Origin of the sequence: Bradyrhizobium sp. B117 (assembly GCF_038969555.1) — a bacterium.
GTDB lineage: Bacteria > Pseudomonadota > Alphaproteobacteria > Rhizobiales > Xanthobacteraceae > Bradyrhizobium.
In genome coordinates this window covers 8,840,683-8,859,169 of record NZ_CP152414.1, presented here as the reverse complement: position 1 = coordinate 8,859,169, position 18,487 = coordinate 8,840,683, and the positions used below count along the sequence as shown (strand labels likewise).

Annotated in this window: 16 protein-coding genes and 1 pseudogene; 8 read left to right on the top strand and 9 right to left on the bottom strand. The window is 64.5% G+C overall.

Annotated elements, in window-relative coordinates; translation table 11 throughout:
- The first annotated feature begins 24 nt into the window (after positions 1-24).
- The 6 genes from AAFG16_RS42140 (at position 25) to AAFG16_RS42115 (ending at position 5,415) form a co-directional block, all read left to right on the top strand.
- On the top strand, positions 25-2,373 hold the full coding sequence (locus AAFG16_RS42140; protein ID WP_342734799.1) for a TonB-dependent hemoglobin/transferrin/lactoferrin family receptor: 2,349 nt from the start codon (positions 25-27) through the stop codon (positions 2,371-2,373).
- A 99-nt stretch (positions 2,374-2,472) separates the two neighbouring features.
- The gene (locus tag AAFG16_RS42135; RefSeq protein WP_283082080.1) at positions 2,473-2,805 is read left to right on the top strand and encodes an antibiotic biosynthesis monooxygenase; all 333 of its coding nucleotides are present in this window, start codon (positions 2,473-2,475) and stop codon (positions 2,803-2,805) included.
- Between the two features lie 23 nt (positions 2,806-2,828).
- Positions 2,829-3,332: a heme utilization cystosolic carrier protein HutX gene (gene hutX / locus AAFG16_RS42130; protein ID WP_342734797.1), complete on the top strand. Its 504-nt coding sequence runs from the start codon at positions 2,829-2,831 to the stop codon at positions 3,330-3,332.
- 26 nt (positions 3,333-3,358) lie between these two features.
- The gene (gene exbB / locus AAFG16_RS42125; RefSeq protein ID WP_342734795.1) at positions 3,359-4,135 is read left to right on the top strand and encodes a tonB-system energizer ExbB; all 777 of its coding nucleotides are present in this window, start codon (positions 3,359-3,361) and stop codon (positions 4,133-4,135) included.
- A 3-nt stretch (positions 4,136-4,138) separates the two neighbouring features.
- Positions 4,139-4,585, top strand: a complete 447-nt coding sequence (exbD, locus tag AAFG16_RS42120; protein ID WP_342734793.1) for a TonB system transport protein ExbD — start codon at positions 4,139-4,141, stop codon at positions 4,583-4,585.
- Positions 4,585-5,415 carry an energy transducer TonB gene (locus AAFG16_RS42115; protein ID WP_342734791.1) on the top strand — a complete coding sequence of 277 codons (831 nt, stop codon included), beginning with the start codon at positions 4,585-4,587 and terminating at the stop codon, positions 5,413-5,415. Before exbD ends, AAFG16_RS42115 begins: the two co-directional genes overlap by 1 nt.
- 256 nt (positions 5,416-5,671) lie before the next feature.
- Here the strand turns inward: AAFG16_RS42115 and AAFG16_RS42110 are convergent.
- The 6 genes and pseudogenes from AAFG16_RS42110 to AAFG16_RS42085 all read right to left on the bottom strand — a co-directional run bounded on the left by AAFG16_RS42110 (position 5,672) and on the right by AAFG16_RS42085 (position 12,780).
- Positions 5,672-7,053: pseudogene (locus AAFG16_RS42110) on the bottom strand (esterase-like activity of phytase family protein).
- A gap of 140 nt (positions 7,054-7,193) precedes the next feature.
- A complete protein-coding gene (locus AAFG16_RS42105) occupies positions 7,194-8,162 on the bottom strand; it encodes an MBL fold metallo-hydrolase (protein ID WP_342734789.1) in 969 nt (322 codons plus the stop codon).
- Positions 8,163-8,293: 131 nt separating this feature from the next.
- A complete protein-coding gene (locus AAFG16_RS42100) occupies positions 8,294-9,190 on the bottom strand; it encodes a carbohydrate ABC transporter permease (RefSeq protein ID WP_283082073.1) in 897 nt (298 codons plus the stop codon).
- Positions 9,183-10,139: a sugar ABC transporter permease gene (locus AAFG16_RS42095; RefSeq protein WP_283082072.1), complete on the bottom strand. Its 957-nt coding sequence runs from the start codon at positions 10,137-10,139 to the stop codon at positions 9,183-9,185. The genes AAFG16_RS42100 and AAFG16_RS42095 overlap by 8 nt, the downstream gene beginning before the upstream one ends.
- A 170-nt stretch (positions 10,140-10,309) precedes the next feature.
- The gene (locus AAFG16_RS42090; protein WP_342734787.1) at positions 10,310-11,650 is read right to left on the bottom strand and encodes an extracellular solute-binding protein; all 1,341 of its coding nucleotides are present in this window, start codon (positions 11,648-11,650) and stop codon (positions 10,310-10,312) included.
- Positions 11,651-11,736: 86 nt separating this feature from the next.
- The gene (locus tag AAFG16_RS42085) at positions 11,737-12,780 is read right to left on the bottom strand and encodes a C-terminal binding protein (RefSeq protein ID WP_342734785.1); all 1,044 of its coding nucleotides are present in this window, start codon (positions 12,778-12,780) and stop codon (positions 11,737-11,739) included.
- Positions 12,781-13,040: 260 nt separating this feature from the next.
- Here AAFG16_RS42085 and AAFG16_RS42080 point away from each other — a divergent pair, with 260 nt between their 5' ends.
- Positions 13,041-14,726, top strand: a complete 1,686-nt coding sequence (locus tag AAFG16_RS42080; protein WP_342734783.1) for a methyl-accepting chemotaxis protein — start codon at positions 13,041-13,043, stop codon at positions 14,724-14,726.
- 345 nt (positions 14,727-15,071) lie between these two features.
- Here AAFG16_RS42080 and AAFG16_RS42075 read toward each other — a convergent pair whose 3' ends face one another.
- Together AAFG16_RS42075 and AAFG16_RS42070 are read right to left on the bottom strand one after the other, a co-directional pair.
- On the bottom strand, positions 15,072-16,049 hold the full coding sequence (locus AAFG16_RS42075) for a tripartite tricarboxylate transporter substrate binding protein (protein ID WP_342734781.1): 978 nt from the start codon (positions 16,047-16,049) through the stop codon (positions 15,072-15,074).
- A gap of 91 nt (positions 16,050-16,140) precedes the next feature.
- Complete coding sequence (locus AAFG16_RS42070; RefSeq protein WP_342734779.1) at positions 16,141-17,076, bottom strand: DMT family transporter; 936 nt, start codon at positions 17,074-17,076, stop codon at positions 16,141-16,143.
- Positions 17,077-17,169: 93 nt separating this feature from the next.
- Between AAFG16_RS42070 and AAFG16_RS42065 the strand changes: the two genes are divergently transcribed.
- Positions 17,170-17,571 carry a DUF1330 domain-containing protein gene (locus AAFG16_RS42065; RefSeq protein ID WP_342734777.1) on the top strand — a complete coding sequence of 134 codons (402 nt, stop codon included), beginning with the start codon at positions 17,170-17,172 and terminating at the stop codon, positions 17,569-17,571.
- Between the two features lie 252 nt (positions 17,572-17,823).
- Here AAFG16_RS42065 and AAFG16_RS42060 read toward each other — a convergent pair whose 3' ends face one another.
- Positions 17,824-18,444, bottom strand: a complete 621-nt coding sequence (locus tag AAFG16_RS42060) for a TetR/AcrR family transcriptional regulator (RefSeq protein WP_342734775.1) — start codon at positions 18,442-18,444, stop codon at positions 17,824-17,826.
- Positions 18,445-18,487: the final 43 nt, after the last annotated feature.

Sequence of the window (18,487 nt, the reverse complement as noted above, 5' to 3'; positions counted from 1 at the left end):
AGTGAAGTGCAGGCTGGGGCTGATATGGCTGACGGAGCTAGGTATTCGCGCGCCCTGATTTTGGGTGCGTCGGTGGTTTCAATGACGGCAGTGGTGACGGAGAGTGGTCTCGCGCAGACCGCTCCGCCGCAGGTCGAAAGTGCGTCGTCGGAACGGCCGAAGCAGGCCAGGCGCAAGCCGGCCAACCCGCAAGTTGCGCAGCAGGCAACGGCTGATGTCATGAATGCCCGCGCGCAGGCCGGCGGCACGGCGCCGGTTCAGGTGCTTGATACCATTACTGTCGCCGCAACGAAGACCAAGGAGCGCGCGATCGACGCGCTCGCGCCGGTCAGCTCGATCTCGCTCGACCAAATCCAGGGGCTGCAGCCGAACCGGCTGTCGAACATCTTCTATGCGGTGCCCGGCGTGTCGTTCCAGGAGCGCGGCGACGATCCCGCGACCGTCATCAACATCCGCGGCTTGCAGGATTTCGGCCGCGTTGCTGTCGTCGTCGACGGCGCGCGGCAGAACTTCCAACGTACCGGCCACAACGCCAACGGCTCGTTCTTCCTCGATCCTGAATTGATCGGCGGCGTCGACGTCGTGCGCGGACCCACCGCCAACATCTACGGCTCGGGCGCGATCGGCGGCCTGGTCTCCTTCCGCACCAAGGACATCAACGACGTGTTGCGTCCCGGCGAGCGCTGGGGCGTCGATCTCTCCGGATCCTACGGCACCAACAATGCGCGCGGCCTCGGCTCGGTGTTTGGCGGCGTGCGCGCCACGCCCGACGTCGACATCTTCGGCGGCGCGGTCTACCGCACGCAGGGCAATTACAAGGACGGCAACGGCACCGAGATCGGCAACACCGGCAACCAGGTCGAAGCCGGGTTGCTGAAGCTCACGGTGCGCCCTGCGCTCGGTCACGAGGTCAAGTTCGGCGCCACCTTCCAGGACTATCAATACAATATCGGCCAGTTCAACACCGGCCCGGTGGCGACCGCGGCGCAGCGCGCGCTCTATCAGGGATCGTCGGTCTATGCTTCCGACGTCAAGAACTACACCGGCACATTGACCTGGAACTATTCGTTGCCGAGCGACAATCTGTTCGACACGCACGTATCGGTCTACGGCAACCGCACCGACCAGGACCAGACCAAGACCTATCACTATTCGACCTCAGGCGCGGCCTATTGCGGCGCCGGCAATTTCGGCAACAACATCTCGGGCTGCGTCGGCGACAAGCGCGGCTACACGCTCAACACCGTCGGCTTCGACGCCAACAACACCACACGCTTCAATGTCGGTGACTGGCGCAATGCCGTGACCTACGGGGTCGATGCGTTCCAGGACGACGTGATCACGACCGACAGCCGCGGCAACTCCAACATCACGACGCCGAGCGGCATCCGCACCGTGTCGGGCGGCTTCCTGCAGCTCAAGCAGAATTACGACACATGGTTCGAAGCCATCAGTGCGATCCGTTACGACCGCTATAATCTGCAGTCGGGCACGACGAATACCGGTGGCGACCGCTTCTCGCCGAAGATCACGCTCGGCGTCACGCCGGTCGCGGGCTTCCAGCCCTATGTCAGCTATGCCGAAGGCTATCGCGCGCCCTCGATCACCGAAACCGTGATCTCCGGCGCGCATGCGACCGGCGGCGGACCGGCCTTCTTCGTCTGTCCGAACGGCACGACCGGTCTGTTCTGCTTCCTGCCCAACCCGAATCTTCGCCCCGAGGTCGGCAAGAACAAGGAAATCGGCATCAACCTGAAATACGACAACATCTTCACCGCCTCCGACTCCTTCCGCGGCAAGATCAATCTGTTCCGTAACGACGTCAGCGACTACATCGACCTCGTCGCCTCGACGCCGGTCCCGACCGGGTTTGGCTCGTTCAGCCAGTTCTACCAATACCAGAACATCGCGCAGGCCCGCATCGAGGGCTTTGAGGCCGAGACGATGTACGATGCCGGCGACTGGTTCGTCGGCCTCGCCGGCCACTACATCAAGGGCAAGAACGTCCAGACCAATATCGGGCTCGCGACCATCACCCCGACCAAGGTCGTGACCACAGGCGGTGTCCGCCTGCTCGATCGCAGCCTGGTCCTGTCGGCGCAGTGGGCGTCCTACGGCCCGAACAACGACATCCCCGCCGGCTATGTGCCTTCGACCGGATACGACCTGATCAACCTCTACATGACCTACGCCGCGACCAAGGACATCGTGTTCTCGGCCTCGATCGACAATCTGCTGAACCAGTACTACCGGCCTTATGCCATTCCCGGCAGCTCGACCGACGGCACCACGCAGAACGACGTGCTGTGGACGAGTCCGGGTCCGGGCAGGGTCTACAAGGCCGGCCTGAGGATCCACTTCGGAGGTGCGTAAGCCCTGGGGCGCCGCAACACCACAAACTTCCACCGGGCCGCGCTGATGCTCCAGCGCGGCTTCGGCGCACTTTCGTCTTGAGAAGAAGGAGAGACTTTTATGTTCATCGCCATGAACCGGTTTCAGGTGAAGAAGGGCGCGGAGACCGCGTTCGAGACCGTCTGGGCTACCCGCGAATCCTATCTCGGCAACATGCCGGGCTTCGTCGAATTTCATCTGTTGAGGGGCCCGGAAGCCGAGGACCACACGCTGTATTCGTCGCACACCACCTGGGTCGACAAGGCAGCCTTCGAGGCCTGGACGCGCTCGGAGGAATTCCGCCGCGCCCATGCGCGCGCCGACAACAGGACCGGCGAGAGCCTCTATCTTGGTCACCCCAAGTTCGAAGGCTTTGAAGTGATTCAGAGCGAGCGCAAGGCCGCGGCCGCTTAGATAGTGCGGGAGAGGAGCCGGACATGCTGAGTACCGATCTCGCCGAGCTCAAGGCGTATATGGCCGACAATCCCGGCGCGGTGATCGAGGACGTCGCGCGCGAGCGCAAGGTCACCCCGTGCGCCGTGATCGAGGCGTTGCCGCCGTCCATGGTGCGCATCGGCGGCGGCGAGCATTTCGGCGCCGCGATGCAAGATATCGCACAATGGGGCGAGGTCACGCTGATCGTCCACACGGATGATGCGATCTTCGAGTTCACGGGCAGCATTCCCGCGGGCGAGATCGGCCGCGGCTATTTCAACCTGATGCAGCCGAAGGGACTGCACGGCCATCTCCGCCACGAGCGTTGCGCGGCCGTTGTATTCGTAGAGCGTCCCTTCATGGGCAAGACGTCCGCCTTCATTGCCTTCGTCAATGCCGACGGCGGCATCATGTTCAAGGTGTTCGTCGGCCGCGACGAGACCCGGGCGCTGCGCAGCGATCAGCTGGCGCGCTTCCGGCAGCTTGCGGACCGCATCGCCGCGTAGCCACTTTCTATCGACGGGAGATCAGGATGCAGGGCATTTTCAGGCTTCGGCACATGATCGTGACAATCGCGCTGACGCTTGCGCCGGCGCCGGCCTTCGCGATCGACGAGGCGCTGCTGCCGCGCAATTTGTCGCCGTGGGGCATGTTCCTCGGTGCCGATATTGTCGTGAAGGCGGTGATGGTCGGGCTCGGCATCGCCTCGCTGGTGACGTGGACGGTGTGGCTCGCCAAGAGCGTCGAGCTGCGCCGCAAGGGCGCGCTGGCGCTGCGGCGCACGCGCGCGCTCGAAGGCAATATCAGGCTGGCGGAAGCGGCAGAGAAGGCCGGCGATGCGCATGACGCGGTCGCCCAGCTCATCCAGTCCTGCGCCAAAGAGGCGGAGCTCTCCGGCGGCGTGCTCGATGACGGCCTTCAGGAGCGCGTCGCGCTGCGGCTGGAGCGGGTCGAGGCGGCGATGTCCAGGCAGATCGCGCGCGGCACCGGCGTGCTCGCGACCATCGGCGCCACCGCGCCGTTCGTCGGCCTGTTCGGCACGGTCTGGGGCATCATGAATTCCTTCATCGGCATTTCCGAGAGCCACACCACCAGCCTTGCGATCGTCGCGCCGGGCATCGCGGAGGCGCTGCTCGCCACCGCGCTCGGCCTCGTCGCCGCGATCCCGGCAGTCGTGATCTACAATCACCTGGTCCGCGGCATCGCCAATTACCGCGCGTTGCTTGGGGACGCCTCGGCGCAGCTGATGTTGCTGGTCAGCCGCCAGCGCGATCACAGGGACTTCCGTTTGGCACGGGCGGCGGAGTAGGCCATGGCTGCGAAACTCGGCGCACGCACCGGATCACCGCGGAGGCGCGGCGACCCCGGCGATCTCGACGTCACCCATGAGATCAACGTCACGCCGTTCATCGACGTGATGCTGGTGCTCTTGATCATCTTCATGGTGGCCGCCCCGCTCGCCACCGTCGACATCGGCGTCGAGCTGCCGGCGACGGCCGCCGAGCCGCAGCCGCGGCCGGACAAGCCGACCTTCGTGACGGTGAAGCCGGATTTGACCGTCGCCGTCGGCGAGGACACCATGGCGCGCGATGGTCTCGCCGCGGGACTCGATGCCGCCACCAAGGGCCGCAAGGACGAGCGCATTTATCTGCGCGCCGACAGGGCCGTGAGCTACGGCGACCTGATGGAGGTGATGAACACGTTGCGCAATGCCGGCTATCTCAAGGTCGCCCTCGTCGGCCTCGACGGACGCAGCTGATGACGGCCAACGCGTTCGCCCTGCACGAGCCGCTTCATGAGCGCGAAACCGCGCGGTGGGGCGTCTCGGCGGCGGTGATCGTTGCGTTGCATGTCGCCGCCGCGTTGCTCGCGATAAACTGGATCAGGTCGCCGCCGGAGCAGGGCGTCAGCCTGCCGGCGATCATGATCGACATGTCGCCGGTCACTTCGGCGCCGCAGCCGACGCTGGACAACGTCGCGCCGGGGCCGCTGATGCAGGAAGCCGACGTCTCGCCGCCGGAGCCGGTGCAGCAGCAGGTCGTCGAGGAGATGCTTGCGCCGACACCGCCGCAGGAAAAGCCGGATGTGGTGGCGCCGCCGGAGCAGAAGCTCGAGCCGACACCGGCGAGGCCCGAGCCGGCGAAGATCGTGCCGGTCGAAAAGCCAGCGCCCGAGAAGCCCAAGGTGGTCCGCCGCGAGGCGAAGAAACCGTCGGACGCAACGCCTGCGCCGCGCACCAGCGCCCCGCCGCGCGCCGAGCGCGCGGCGCCGATGGCATCGGCCATGAGCGCCGGCGCAGTCGCTTCAGCCATCGCGTCCTACAATCAACGCGTCCGCGCGCATCTGATGCGCTTCCACTCCTACCCGTCCGGCGGCAACGGCCAGCGCGGCGTCTCAAGGCTCAGCTTCACCGTCGGCCGCAGCGGGCAGGTGACATCGAGCCGTCTCGGCGGCTCGTCCGGCGTTGCCGCGTTCGATGCCCAGGCGATGTCGATGGTCCGCCAGGCCTCGCCGTTTCCGCCGATCCCCGAGGAGATCAAGAACGGCGCGATGAGCTTTTCGATCCCGGTGGAATTTACGGTGAGGTGACGGCGCTGTCTCACTCCATCTCCCCGTTCTTACGGGGAGAGGGTGGGGTGGGGGCTGTCTCAGCAAACTCATCGAGAGTACGGGAATGGAATTCTATCCTCGTCATTGCGAGCGCAGCGAAGCAATCCAGAATCTTTCCGCAGAGACAGTCTGGATTGCTTCGCTGCGCTCGCAATGACGGACGGTGAGGCGCCGCTGTCGGTTCCAACCCTCTCCCCGTAAGAACGGGGAGAGGGAGCGGAGAGAGCGCCTCGCCTTACTTCGCCTTTAGGAAATCCGCGACTTCGAGCAGCATGAACTCGTCGTCGTCGGCCTTGTTGGGATCGCGGCTGGAGGAGAACGGCAAATTGTTGTCGTTGCCGACGATGATGTGGGTGTCGTCGACGCGATCGACGTTCTCGATGGTGAAGAACGGGAAGGTGTAGACGCCGTCGTTGAGCGGCTTGCGCGCCTTCTTGTCGGGGTCCTGGATCTTCAAGAGGTCGATATAGCCGATCTTGCGCACGGGCTTGCCGACATTGGCGTCCGAGAGCTCGATCTTGTAGACGCGCTTGAACTTGGCGATGTCAGGGAAGCAGTTCTCGCCGCGCTGGCCTTGCGGGCAGGCCTTGTCGGCGGTGCCTTCGCCGTTGTCGCGCTCGATGATCAGGCCGTCCGTCGGGTCGATCATGTTGAAATCGCCGATGGCGTTGCCGTTCTGCTCGAACACATACTGCCAATAGCGGCCGGTGAATTTTTCGGCGGCGACGTCGAACTCGAGGATGCGGGAGGCTTCCTTGCCGTCGACCTTCTCCCAGTCCTTCTTCTCGGCATCCCACAGCGGTCCCTCGAGCAGGCCGTAGAGGAACTTGCCGTCCTTCGAGGCGGCAAAGCCCTCATAGCCCTTGGAGCGGCGCAGATTGACGTTGGTGTAGGTCTGGCCCGGCGCGCCCGAGTGTAGGTCTGGCCCGGCGCGCCCGGCGTTGCCACCGCCCAATTGTCGGGCGAGCGCACCGGCTTGCCGTCGGCAACCGTCTCGAACACGCCGAGGATCTTGCCTGATTTGTCGGCCTTCAGGATGTAGGGGCCGAACTCGTCGCCGATCCAGAAGACGTCGCCGATGATCTGGAAACCTTCGGTGTCGAAGTCGGAGCCGGTCAGGTAGCGCTTCTGGGTGTCCTCGTGCACGATGCGGAAGGGGACCTTCTTGTCGGGATCGTGCAGGAAGACCGTCTCCTGGCGCTCGATCTTGCCGCTGGCCCAATCCATCTTGTAGCGGTTCAGGTACAGCATCGAGTCCGGCGAGTTGGCGCGCGCGCCCATGCCGTTGTCGGTGATCACCCAGTAGCTGCCGTCGGCCATGTGCTTGATGCCGGAATGGCCCTGCAGCGGCTGGCCCTTGAACGGCAGCGAGACGCCGGTCGGACGCTCATAGGACTTGCCCATCACGGTGCCGAGCGCGTCAACGCGCTTGCCGGTGGTGTACTTGCCGGAGGTCTTGAGATCGGCGGGCGCGTCGGCCGGCGCGTCGATGAAGGTGGCGGCCGGCATCACCACGTGGCCGGCGAGCTTGGCCGGGAATTCGCCCTCGCTCTGCGCGAGCGCGGTGCTCCCTGTGAGAATGATCGTTGCGACGGTAGAGAGAAAAGTCGCGCGCATGTGCGTCTCCTGTTAAGCGGACGACGCCTTATGCGGATTGCGTGTTGCAGTTTTGTGAAACCGGGCGAATGGCCGCAGGGCCCGGTTACTCCCTTACCGCGCGGGTCAGTCGCAGCGCATCGCAAGCGCTGCAGCCGGCATCACACGCCCTCATAGACCAGCCTGGTGAAGTAGCCGGGATCGACGAGGAACTGCCCAAATTTCGCATCGAATGCGGCCGTGGGCTTGGCAGCAACAATCTCGTCGCGCGACTTTCCCTGCTTCTTGAGATTGCCGACATTGTCCCTGATCGCGACCAGCATGTCGCGGAATGCCTGCAGCTCCGCCTTGTTGCTGACGGGCTTGCCGTGACCGGGAATGATGATGGTGTCGTTGTTGGCCGCCGCCAGATTGGCATCCGACGCCGCGATCATGCCGTTGATGCTGCCGCCGGTCGAATAGTCGATGAACGGATAGATGCCGTTCCAGTAGGTGTCGCCGACATGAAGGACGTTGGCCTCGGTAAACATCACCGAAATGTCGCCGTCGGTATGTGCCGGCCCGTAGTACCTCATCGCAATCGATGCGCCGTTGACCTTGAGATCATGCTCCTTGGCGAACACCTGGGCCGGGACGGCGCTGGCGGGCAGGGCGAGGAAATTATAGTCCCAGTCCTCGACCCGCTGAACGACGGAGAGGTGCTTGCGGGTATTTTCGTGCGCAATGATCTTGGCGCCGGCCGCCTGCAGCCATTCATTGCCGTCGGCATGGTCGAAGTGCCAGTGCGTATTGATGAGGTGCGCGATCGGCTCCTTGCCGAGCTCGGCCAGCGCCTTGGTGAGCTGAGGGCGCGAGACGCCGATGCCGGCGTCGACCAGAAGCTTGCCGTCAGGTCCCGTGAGGACGGCGATGTTGCCGCCGGATCCTTCCAGCACGCTAATATTGTTGCGCAGCTTGTAGGTCGTGATCGGGGACGTTGCCGCGCTGTCCTTGATCAGGCTGACGAGGCCGCGCGCCTCTGCGAAGGCCTGTCGCGGCGTGAGCCAACCCGTTGTCGCGGCAAAGGCGCCGCCGACGCAGCACAGACAAAAGCCCCGTCGGGACAACGAAGGGAGTTCTGGCGATCCCATGCAATGCTCGCTTTCCTCGATGCTTATTGGCGGCGCCAACGATCGAACCGGCCGCAGGGACGGGTGGTAGCACCAAAGAAGGCAAGCGATCTACCACGATAGCACGATAAGCCGTGGTCGCGCGGACGCTGCTACTCCTTGACCGCGCCGGTCAACGACGACACGTAATAATCCACGAACAGCGAGTAGAAGATCGCGACCGGCAGCGAGCCGAGCAGCGAGCCCGCCATCAGCGCACCCCATTGGTAGACGTCGCCGGTGACGAGCTCGGTCAGGATCGCGACCGGCACGGTCTTGTTGGCGCCGCTCTGGATGAAGGCGAGCGCGTAGATGAACTCGTTCCAGGACAGCGTGAAGGAGAAGATGCCGGCCGAGATCAGGCCGGGCACCGCAAGCGGCAGCGTGATCCGGCGCAGGATCTGCAGCCGCGTCGCGCCGTCGACCAGCGCGCATTCCTCGAGCTCGTAGGGGATCGACTTGAAATAGCCGATCAGGAGCCAGGTGCAGAACGGCACCAGGAAGGTCGGATAGACCAGGATCAGGGCAAGCGGCGAGTCGAACAGGCCGAACTGCACCACGACGGTGGCAAGCGGAATGAACAGGATCGACGGCGGCACGAGGTAAGCAAGGTAGATGCCGAGGCCTACATAAGGACTGCCGCGGAAGCGCAGCCGCTCGATGGCATAGGCCGCCAGCGTGCTCGCGAGCAGCGACAGCGTGGTCGAGCCGATCGCGACCAGCATCGTCGTCTTCAGCCAGCGCGGATAGGAGGTGTCGAACAGCAGATGCTTGATGTGCGCCAGCGTCGGCGAGGAGATCCAGAACGGATTATGGTCCTTGTAGTTGAGCAGCTCCGCGTTCGGCTTGAACGAGGTGATTGCCATCCAGTAGAACGGAAACAGCAGGATCAGCACGAAGCAGCCGAGCGGCAGGTAGATCATCATCAGCCGCCGCAGCCCGGAATCCCAGGCCATGGTGTCGGGAGCGGCCTTGGCGACGGCAGAGCCTTGCGCGACGGTGTCAGTCATTGCTCTCTCCCTGCTGCCATTTGCGGCGCGCCAGGCCGAAATAGGAGAACACTGTCGCGAACACCAGGAACGGGATCATCGATACCGCGATCGCGGCGCCTTCGCCGAGCTCGCCGCCGGCGATGCCGCGCTGGAACGCCAGCGTCGCGAGCAGATGGGTCGAGTTGACGGGCCCGCCGCGGGTGATGGCATAGACCAGCTGGAAGTCGGTGAATGTGAAGATGATCGAGAAGGTCATGACGATGGCGAGGATCGGCATCATCATCGGGAAGGTGATGTAGCGGAAGCGCTGCCAGGCGCTGGCGCCATCCAGCATCGCGGCTTCGTACAACGAGGGCGAGATGGTCTGCAGGCCCGCCAGCAGCGAAATCGCGACGAAGGGAATGCCGCGCCAGATGTTGGCGGCGATCAGCGAGAACCGCGCCGGCCAGGGCGAGCCGAGGAAGTCGATATTGCTCGATCGCCAGTGCAACACGTCGACCAGCAGATAGGAGATGATCGAGAATTGCGGATCGTAGATCCACCAGAACGCCAGCGCCGACAGCACCGTCGGCACGATCCAGGGCAGGAGCACGATGGCGCGCAAGAGGCTCTTGAACGGAAAATGATTGTTGAGCAGCAGTGCGAGCCAGAAGCCGAGCGCGAACTTCCCGAAGGTCGCGACCGCCGTGTAGAACACGCTGTAGAACACCGCGTTCCACCACAGGGGATCGGTCAGCAGGTACTGGAAGTTCTCCAGACCGACGAAGATGCCGCGCCGTCCGATCGTGGTGTCGGTGAAGGCGAGCCAGATGCCAAGGCCGAGCGGATAGGTCAGAAACACCGCGAGCAGCCCGAGCGCCGGTGCAAGGCACATCGCGATCAGAAACGGCTTGTAATCGAACAGCCGCACGACCCAGTTCGGCTGCCGCTGCGCCAGTGCGGGGGAGGAGAGGGTAGTCACGGACATCAGGGCGTTGTCCTGTCTTTGAAAGTCACCACACCGTCATTGCGAGCGAAGCGAAGCAATCCAGTCTGTTTTCGAAGTGATAGTCTGGATTGCTTCGTCGTTTCAGTGCAAAATTGCTTCGCAATTTTGTCACGTGCTCCTCGCAATGACGATGGCTCGATCGTCGCGCACTACTTCTGCCGCCGGAAGTACCGCTTGCAGCGCTGCTCAGCTTCGGCCGCCGCGGCCTCCGGCGTGGCAGCGCCGGTTGCGACGGATGCGCACATCTGGATCAGCACATAATCGGCGCTGACCGCGCCGGTCGCGGTCGAGATCGGGCCCTTGTAGCCGTCATAATAGGTGCTGTTCATCGTGTCCTTGAACAGCCTCACCTTGGGATCCTGCGACCACACGGCCGCCTCGGCATAGGCGGCCAGCGGCTGGGACCAGTAGCCGGAGTTGGCATTTAGCCAAGGCTCGTACTGGTCCTTTTCCATCATGTACTGCAGGAAGGCTTTTGCGGCGTTGGGGTACGGGCTGTGCTTGAACACCATGGCGTTCAGCGTCAGGCCGGCCATCGGAGAGACCTTGGCGAGGCCCTTGGGCAGCAGCTGATGCTCGCTATCCTCGGCGATCGCCTTGGTCGCGGGGTCGTTCTTGAGCGAGAAGTACAGCGAGACGCCGTTGGCCGTCAGCGAGATCTCCTGCGAGGAAAAGGCGCGGTTGTTGCTGACGTCGTTCCATGACGGCGTGCCGGCGATGAAGGTCGGGTACAGCTCCTTGACCCAGTTCAGCGCGGCGATCGTCTCCTTGCTGTTGATGGTGACGTTGCCCTCCTCGTCGAGCAGGGAGGCGTTGTGCGACCACAGCGCCCAGTTGGCGAAGCCGTTGCCGTCGCCCTTGGCGTTGCCGAGTGCGAAGCCGGCCGGCTTGCCGGCCTTGTGGAGCTTGCGGCACAGGTCGACCACGCCGGCATGATCTTCCGGAACCTTGTCGAATCCGACCGATTGCAGGACCGACTTGCGGTAGATCAGGGGACCGGCAGTGGCGCCGAACGGCAGTCCGATCCAGGCATCGCTCTTGTTCTTCTTGCCGTAGCGTTGCGCCAGCGGCTGCCAGCCGCCATAGCGCTTGCCGAGATAGTCGGCGACGTCGGTGAGCTCGATCAGCTTGTCGATATAGATGTGCGGCGCGTCGGAGAAGCCGATGATGATGTCGGGGCCGGCGCCGGAATTCGAGGTCACCGCGGTCTGCTGGTTGATGTCTTCCCAGCCGACGAAGTCGACCTTGACCTCGACGCCTGTCTCCTTGCTGAATTTCGCCGCGTTGGCGCGGAACACGTCCTCGTCGGCCTGGACGAAGCGCACCGGGCGCAGCATGCGCAGCGATGCGCCCTTCTCGATCTCGAGCTTGGGTGCCGGAACATCGGCAGCTTTGATAGTGGATGTTTGCGCTGCAGCACCGGTGGCAGCAAGCGTTGCGGCGGACAGGCCCAGCGCCAAGGCGTCACGACGTGTAAGGTCGTTCCTCATCAGTTCCTCCCTGTTGTCGTCCCCTCCCGGCGTTGATCGCCGGTGAAGGGTCTCGTCCGTCTGTGGCGCCTTTGCGCGCCGTCCGCCTAGCTGTTCGGTCCGCGATCCATGCTGACAGGCTGCCAGCGGCGGAGCGCGGTGTCTTGCAGCACCGACGGATTGACACAGCTTACCGGCCACATGCCCTGAAGCACCAGTGACAATTCGTAGCCCACGCGGCGCTTGCGCGCCTCGTCGAACCGTGCCGAGGCCGAGGCGACATGGGCGGTCAGGGTGACGTTCTCCATGCCGAGCAGCGGGTTGTTGTGCGAGGGCGGTTCCTTCTCCAGCACGTCGAGCGCGGCATGCGCGATCCACCCCTCCTGCAGCGCCTTGATCAGGCTCTCCTCGTCCACCGTGGCGCCGCGCCCGGTGTTGATGAAGACCGAGCCTTTCTTCATCTGCTGGAAGTGCTTCTCGGTCAGCATGTGATGCACTTCGGGTCTTGCCGGCGCGTGCATCGAGACGAAGTCGGATTGCGACAGCACCTCGTTCAGCGTCGCCGGGATGACGCCGTGATCGTACATCAGCGTCTCCTGGATGAAGGGATCGTAGGCCATCATGCGCAGGCCGAAGGGCGCTGCGCGTTTCGCAACCGCGCGGGCGACACGGCCGAACGAGATGAAGCCGAGCGTCTGGCCCATCAGCCTGGGGATCTTCAAGAGCGCCGGCCGGCCCTCGGCCCAGCGGCCGTCGCGCGCCATGCGATCCTGCTCGACAAGGCGGCGGAAGCCCGCGAGCAGCAGCATCATGGCGTGGTCGGCGACCTCCTCGATGAAGGTGTCGGGGATGTTGGTCACGGGAATGCCGCGGGCGGTGGCGGCCTTGACGTCGACGCTGTCGACGCCGACCGAGCCGAGCGTGATGACCTTGCAATTGTCCAGCGCGTCGATGATCGACTTGGTGATCGGGATGCCCTTGGCATAGATGGCGTCGGCGGTCTTCGCGGCGGCGATGAACTCGGCCTCGTTGGCGGGGGCCTCGACGATCTCGGCGTCGATCGGATCGAGCGCCTCGCGCTCGTAGGAATAATCGCTGCCCGCGACCGTGAAGCTCGCGCCCTTCGGCGTCACCACCCTGTATTTCGGCATGTCCTGCTCCCGATTTGGTTTGTCGGTTCTTGTTGCGACCCGGCCTTCTTGAGCGGGCCTTTGCGTCTTTTACGCGAAATCGGTCCGGGCGCGTACAATTCCCGGTTGTCCGCTGCGAGGATATTTGCCGATTTCAACGGCATGTTCCGGGCTTCTACGGAGGCGCGTAAGTAACTTGCTAAGAGGTCTCACACTAAAAGTTGATTCAATTTGTATCGATTCACTCGCTTGCCGTATCCCTTTCTCGCCGGAGCCATCCCGTGAAGTTGAGCAATCTGAAGATCGCCCCGAAGCTGGGCATCCTTGTCGGCGTCACCCTGTTCGGTCTGTGCATCTCCGGCGTTCTGGCCGGGTACCTGATGAAGCAGGAGATGGTGAATGCCCGCATCGACCAGACCAAGGCGATCGTCGAACTGGCCCGCAACTATGCCGCGACGCTGATGAAGCGGGTCAATGCCGGCGAGATGACCAAGGACGCCGCGTTTGCGGACCTGCGCCGCTACGGCAGCGCGATGACTTACGACAAGGGCTCCGGCTATCTGTTCGGCACCAGCTATGACGGCATCACGCAGATTGCGCCCGATCCGAGGGTGATCGGCCAGAACCGCATGGATGTGGAGACGAACGGCCGCAAGCTGTCCCGCGAGTTCATGGACGGCGTCAAGGCCAACGGTGAACTCCTGCTCTTCTACGAATACATGAAGCCCGGCCAGGAGAAGCCGATCCGCAAGCTCGGCTACGCGGTCGCTGTCCCCGGCTTCGAGATGTATCTCGGCACCGGCGCCTATCTCGAGGACATCGACGCCAAGATGGGACCGGTCTACTGGATGCTCGGCTTCGCCATGCTCGGCATCGTCATCGTCGCCGGCAGCGTCGCCTGGATGATCGGCCGCAGCATCAGCCGTCCGCTCGCGTTGCTCGGCGCCCGCATGAAGGATCTCGCCGACGGCAAGCTCGAGGGTGAGATCCCCGGCGTTGGCCGTGGCGACGAGGTCGGCGCGATGGCGTCCACCGTCCAGATCTTCAAGGACAACGCAGTGCGCATCCGCGACCTCGAGAAGACCGAGGCGGACGCCAAGGAGCGCGTCGCGACGGAACGTCGCAGCGCGATGGAGGGCATTGCCAACGATTTCGAACGCAGCGTCAACGGCATCGTCCGCTCGGTCTCCTCGGCCGCGGCCGGCATGCAGTCGACGGCGCAGTCGATGACCGCGACCGCGAGCGATGCCTCCTCGCGCGCGGCCACCGTCGGCGCGGCCTCGCAAAAGGCCTCCGGCAATGTCGGCACGGTTGCCGCCGCCGCCGAAGAGCTGTCGAGCTCGGTTGCGGAAATCTCCCGCCAGGTCACCCGCTCGACCGAAGTGGCGAGCAAGGCGGTCAACGATGCCGAGCGCACCAACGCCACCGTCCAGGTGCTCTCCTCCGGCGCCGAGAAGATCGGCGAGGTCGTCAAGCTGATCCATTCGATCGCGGCGCAGACCAACCTGCTGGCGCTCAACGCCACCATCGAGGCGGCGCGTGCCGGTGAGTCCGGCCGCGGTTTCGCCGTCGTCGCCTCCGAGGTCAAGGCGCTCGCCAACCAGACCGCGAAGGCGACCGAGGAGATCTCGGCGCAAGTGGCGGCGATGCAGACCTCGACCAGCGACGCGGTTGCGGCCATCACCGGCATCACGCAGACGATTGCCGAGATGAGCGAGATCACCGCCGGCATCTCCGCCTCGATCGAGCAGCAGGGCGAAGCCACCCGCGAGATCGCCCGCAACATCCAGTCGGTCGCGGCCGGCTCGAGCGAGATCAACGCCAATATCGGCAGCGTCACCTCGGCCGCGGAAGCGACCGGCGCGGCGGCCGGCGACGTGCTCACCAACGCCCGCGAGCTGGACAGCCAGTCCGGCGCCCTGCGCAGCGCGGTGGACAGCTTCCTCGCCAAGGTTCGTGCGGCGTAGCTCAACGCGCGAGTACTGCTACCAACCACGACGTCATGCCCGGGCTTGTCCCGGGCATCCACGTTCTTGAGCACCTCATCCGCGGACAGGCGTGGATGGCCGGGACATAGGCGAGCGGAAGCGACGCCGTCCTTCGAACGGCTATGCCCGGCCATGACGGAGAATGCCGAATTCGTAGGGTGGGCAAAGACGCAAAGCGACCTGCCCAACTTTTTCTTTTTTGAACTTGCTGTCATGCCCCGCGAAGGCGGGGCATCCAGTACGCCGCGGCCCATCGGGTCAATCACTGCCGTCTCGGAATACTGGATCGCCCGCCTTCGCGGGCGATGACACCTTCCTAGAACCCTACTGCTTCTCGATCCCCGCGTCGCGGATCAGCCGTTCCCACAGCACAAGCTGCTCGTTCACGAACGTGCCGAGCTCCTCCGGCGTGCCCGAGAACGCATCCATGCCCAGCGTGGCGAGCTGGGCCTTGATCTCCGGCTTCTCGACGATCTTGCGGATCTCGGCATTGAGCCGTGTCACGATCTCCCTGGGCATGCCTGCGGGGCCGAAATAGCCCTGCCATGAGGAGATGTCGAAATCAGGCACGCCGGCTTCCTGCATCGAGGGCAGGTTCGGGATCAGCGGCGTGCGGTCCTTGGTGGTGACGGCGAGCGCGCGCAGCGCGTTGCCCTGGACGTGGGGCAGGCCGGTGAGGATGTCCACGAACATCATCGAGACGCGGCCGCCCATGACGTCGTTGAGCGCCGGCGGCGAGCTCTTGTAGGGCACGTGCAGCAGGTCGAGCCCGGCATTGTGCGCAAAGGTCGCACCCGACACGATCGCCGAGGACGAGCCCGAGGCGTAGCTCAGCTTGCCCGGATTGGCCTTGCCGTAGGCGACGAGCTCGGCGACGCTCTTGGCCGGCACGTCGGGGTGAATGACCAGCATGAAGGGCAGATCGCCGGTGCGCGCGATCGGCGTGAAATCCTTGACGGGGTCGTAGGTCAGGCTCTTGAGCAGATAGGGATTGGCCGAATGCGTCGTGTTGGTCGTCACCAGCAGCGTGTAGCCGTCGGGCGCGGCGCGCGCGACATAGGTCGCGGCGATCATGCCGTTGGCGCCGGCCTTGTTCTCGATCACGATGCCGACGCCGAGCGCCTGCGACAGATGCTGCGAGATCAGCCGCGTCGTGGTGTCCGTGCCGCTGCCGGCGGCAAACGGCAGCACCAGCGTGATGTTGCGGCTCGGCCAGGTATCGGCCTGCGCGGCGGATGCGGCGGCGAGGCAAAACAGAGCCGCGCCGGCGATGCGCAGGGCCCGGATCAGTGATGACAGCATGTGCGGACGTTCCCTCTTTTTTCGTTGGCGGGGAACCTAGCTTCTCTTCGCTCAAATCGGAAGGCGGGAGTTTGTCGCCCGCGGCGCGGAATTACTTCACCGCAGAGCCCTGGCGCGAGGCGATCACGACGCCGGCGAGCACCAGGGCGTAGCCGATCAGATGAAACGGCTGCAGCTTTTCGCCGAGCAGCAGGATTGCCATCGCCGAGCCGAACACCGGCACCAGATGGAAGAACGGCGCGGCGCGGTTCGGGCCGATCAGCGCGACGCCGCGGTTGAAGAAGAGATAGGCGAGCGTCGAGGGGAAGATCAGGATGTAGCCGAGCGTCATCAGCGTCACGGTGTCGAATTGCAGCACGCTGCCGCTCCAGGTCTCCCAGATCGCGGCCGGCAGCAGCATCGTCGCGCCGCAGCAGGTGGTGAAGGAGAGAAAGGAGAGCTGGTGGATCTTCGGCCGTCGCGGGATGAAGGCGGAGTAGAGTCCGAACGCCACCAGCGAGGAGGCGAACATGAGGTCGCCCCTGTTGAAGCTGATGCCGGCGAGGGCGGCGAGATCGCCGCGCAGGATGATGATCAGCACGCCGAGCAGCGAGATCGCGATGCCGGCGAACTGTCCGCCGGTCAGCCGCACGCCGAACAGCACCAGCGACCACAGCGCCACGAACAGGGGACCTGCCGACTGGATCAGCAGCGCGTTCAGCGCCTCCGTGTACTGCATCGCCCAGTACGAGATCGCGTTGTTGAAGGCAAAGCCGACCAGCGACAGGAACAGCATCAAGGGAAGGCTCGCGCGCAGGGCGGGCCAGTCGCGCTTCAGATGCGGCCAGGCGAATGGCAGCAGGATCAGGAACACGCCGAACCAGCGGATCGTGGTCACCGTCAGCGGCGGCACATGCGCGCCGACATGGCGCGCGAGCACGATGTTGCCGGCCCAGAACAGCGAGCTCAGGCTGAGCAGCAGATAAGGCTGGTTGTTGAGCCAGCTGGCCGGATTGGCGGCCGGTGGCGCGGGCGAAGCGATCGTCATGGGCGTTGGATACGAGCTTGCGCCGGACCGCCGTCACGGCACAAGTCACGCCGCCGCAATGCTACAATGCGCGCACCAGCCGAGGAGGTGTCATTGGCGGTTAATATGTTGAACATCGAAGGCCTGGAACGGCTCGACCGGAACGCGCCTGTGGTGATGCTGAACCTGATGCGTTTCCACGCGCGCTCGCGCGATGGCGACGGTTCGGGCTGGGATGCCTATCTCCGCTACAGCGCGGTGACAGTGCCGATGATCAAGACGCGCGGCGGCACGCTGCAGTGGACTGGCGAGGCCAAGGCGATCGCGCTCGGCCCGCATGCGGGCAACGATTGGGATTTCGTCGCGCTGGTCTATTATCCGACCGTCGCGGCGTTCCTGGACATGATGACGTCCGAGGCTTACGAGCGTGAAGCCGACCCGCACCGCGTCAACGCCTGCGCCGAGCACGTCATCATCGCGACGAGCGAGGCCTACAGCAAGTTCAAGACGAAATAGCGATGTCAGTCGCGGGGGGCGCTTCTTCCCCTCTCCCCTTGTGGGAGAGGGTGGCTCGCCGCGACAGCGGCGAGACGGGTGAGGGGTCTCTCTCAGCGAATCCAACTCTCATTGAATACGCGGAGAGAGACCCCTCATCCGGCGCCATAGCCGAAGCTCTGCTTCGGCGTTCTCAGGAACGGCGGCCAAAGGCCGCCTATGCCACCTTCTCCCACAAGGGGAGAAGGAAGAAGAGGCGGCGCCGCAATACCCTCATTTCCTCCGCTCCTCCGCCAGCGCATCCACGGCGTCCCGACACGCCTTCTGCAACAGGCGGCAGACATCTTCCACCGATCGCTGCCGGCTCAGCGCCGCAAAGGTCGGATAGCTCGTCAGCACGAAGATCAGATCGACCGCATCCTGCACGGCGCCCTTTGCGGCCTGCTTGCCGACGATCCGCGGCAACAGCCCGGTTAGCAGCTCGCGCCGGCGTTCGTTGCGTTCGCGCAGCGAGTCGCCGAATTCGGGATCGGTCGCGATCGCCTGATTGAGCCCGCCAATGGCAGGATCGTGCGACCAGAATCGACAGAAGATCGCGACCACGCGGTCGAGCGCGGCGCGCGGGTCCGCCATGGTCATCACCTCGGCCAGCTCGAACAGGCCGCCCTCGCGGGCAATGTGGTCGAACACGGCTTCCAGCAAGCCGCCCCGCGATCCGAACTGGTTGTAGACGGTGAGCCGCGTGACGCCGGCCGCCTTCGCCACGACGTCGAGGGAGAAGTTCGCGATGCCGGCGTCCTTGCGCAACAGACGCGCGCCGGCTGCGATGATGCGCTCGCGCGTCTCCGCGGCCGCAGAGGCCCTCGCCGGGCTGACGTAGTTGCGCTTCGTCACGGCCTTGCGGTGTCCATAAATTGACTATACATAATGTATATTA

Excerpts from the sequence above, each read along its gene's own strand:
- hutX (WP_342734797.1), top strand. The coding sequence starts at position 2,829 with ATGCTGAGTACCGATCTCGCCGAGCTCAAGGCGTATATGGCCGACAAT.
- exbD (WP_342734793.1), top strand. The coding sequence starts at position 4,139 with ATGGCTGCGAAACTCGGCGCACGCACCGGATCACCGCGGAGGCGCGGC.
- AAFG16_RS42105 (WP_342734789.1), bottom strand. The coding sequence starts at position 8,162 with ATGGGATCGCCAGAACTCCCTTCGTTGTCCCGACGGGGCTTTTGTCTG.
- AAFG16_RS42075 (WP_342734781.1), bottom strand. The coding sequence starts at position 16,049 with ATGCTGTCATCACTGATCCGGGCCCTGCGCATCGCCGGCGCGGCTCTG.
- AAFG16_RS42115 (WP_342734791.1), top strand. The coding sequence starts at position 4,585 with ATGACGGCCAACGCGTTCGCCCTGCACGAGCCGCTTCATGAGCGCGAA.
- AAFG16_RS42090 (WP_342734787.1), bottom strand. The coding sequence starts at position 11,650 with ATGAGGAACGACCTTACACGTCGTGACGCCTTGGCGCTGGGCCTGTCC.
- AAFG16_RS42095 (WP_283082072.1), bottom strand. The coding sequence starts at position 10,139 with ATGTCCGTGACTACCCTCTCCTCCCCCGCACTGGCGCAGCGGCAGCCG.
- AAFG16_RS42135 (WP_283082080.1), top strand. The coding sequence starts at position 2,473 with ATGTTCATCGCCATGAACCGGTTTCAGGTGAAGAAGGGCGCGGAGACC.
- AAFG16_RS42085 (WP_342734785.1), bottom strand. The coding sequence starts at position 12,780 with ATGCCGAAATACAGGGTGGTGACGCCGAAGGGCGCGAGCTTCACGGTC.
- AAFG16_RS42140 (WP_342734799.1), top strand. The coding sequence starts at position 25 with ATGGCTGACGGAGCTAGGTATTCGCGCGCCCTGATTTTGGGTGCGTCG.
- AAFG16_RS42100 (WP_283082073.1), bottom strand. The coding sequence starts at position 9,190 with ATGACTGACACCGTCGCGCAAGGCTCTGCCGTCGCCAAGGCCGCTCCC.
- exbB (WP_342734795.1), top strand. The coding sequence starts at position 3,359 with ATGCAGGGCATTTTCAGGCTTCGGCACATGATCGTGACAATCGCGCTG.
- AAFG16_RS42070 (WP_342734779.1), bottom strand. The coding sequence starts at position 17,076 with ATGACGATCGCTTCGCCCGCGCCACCGGCCGCCAATCCGGCCAGCTGG.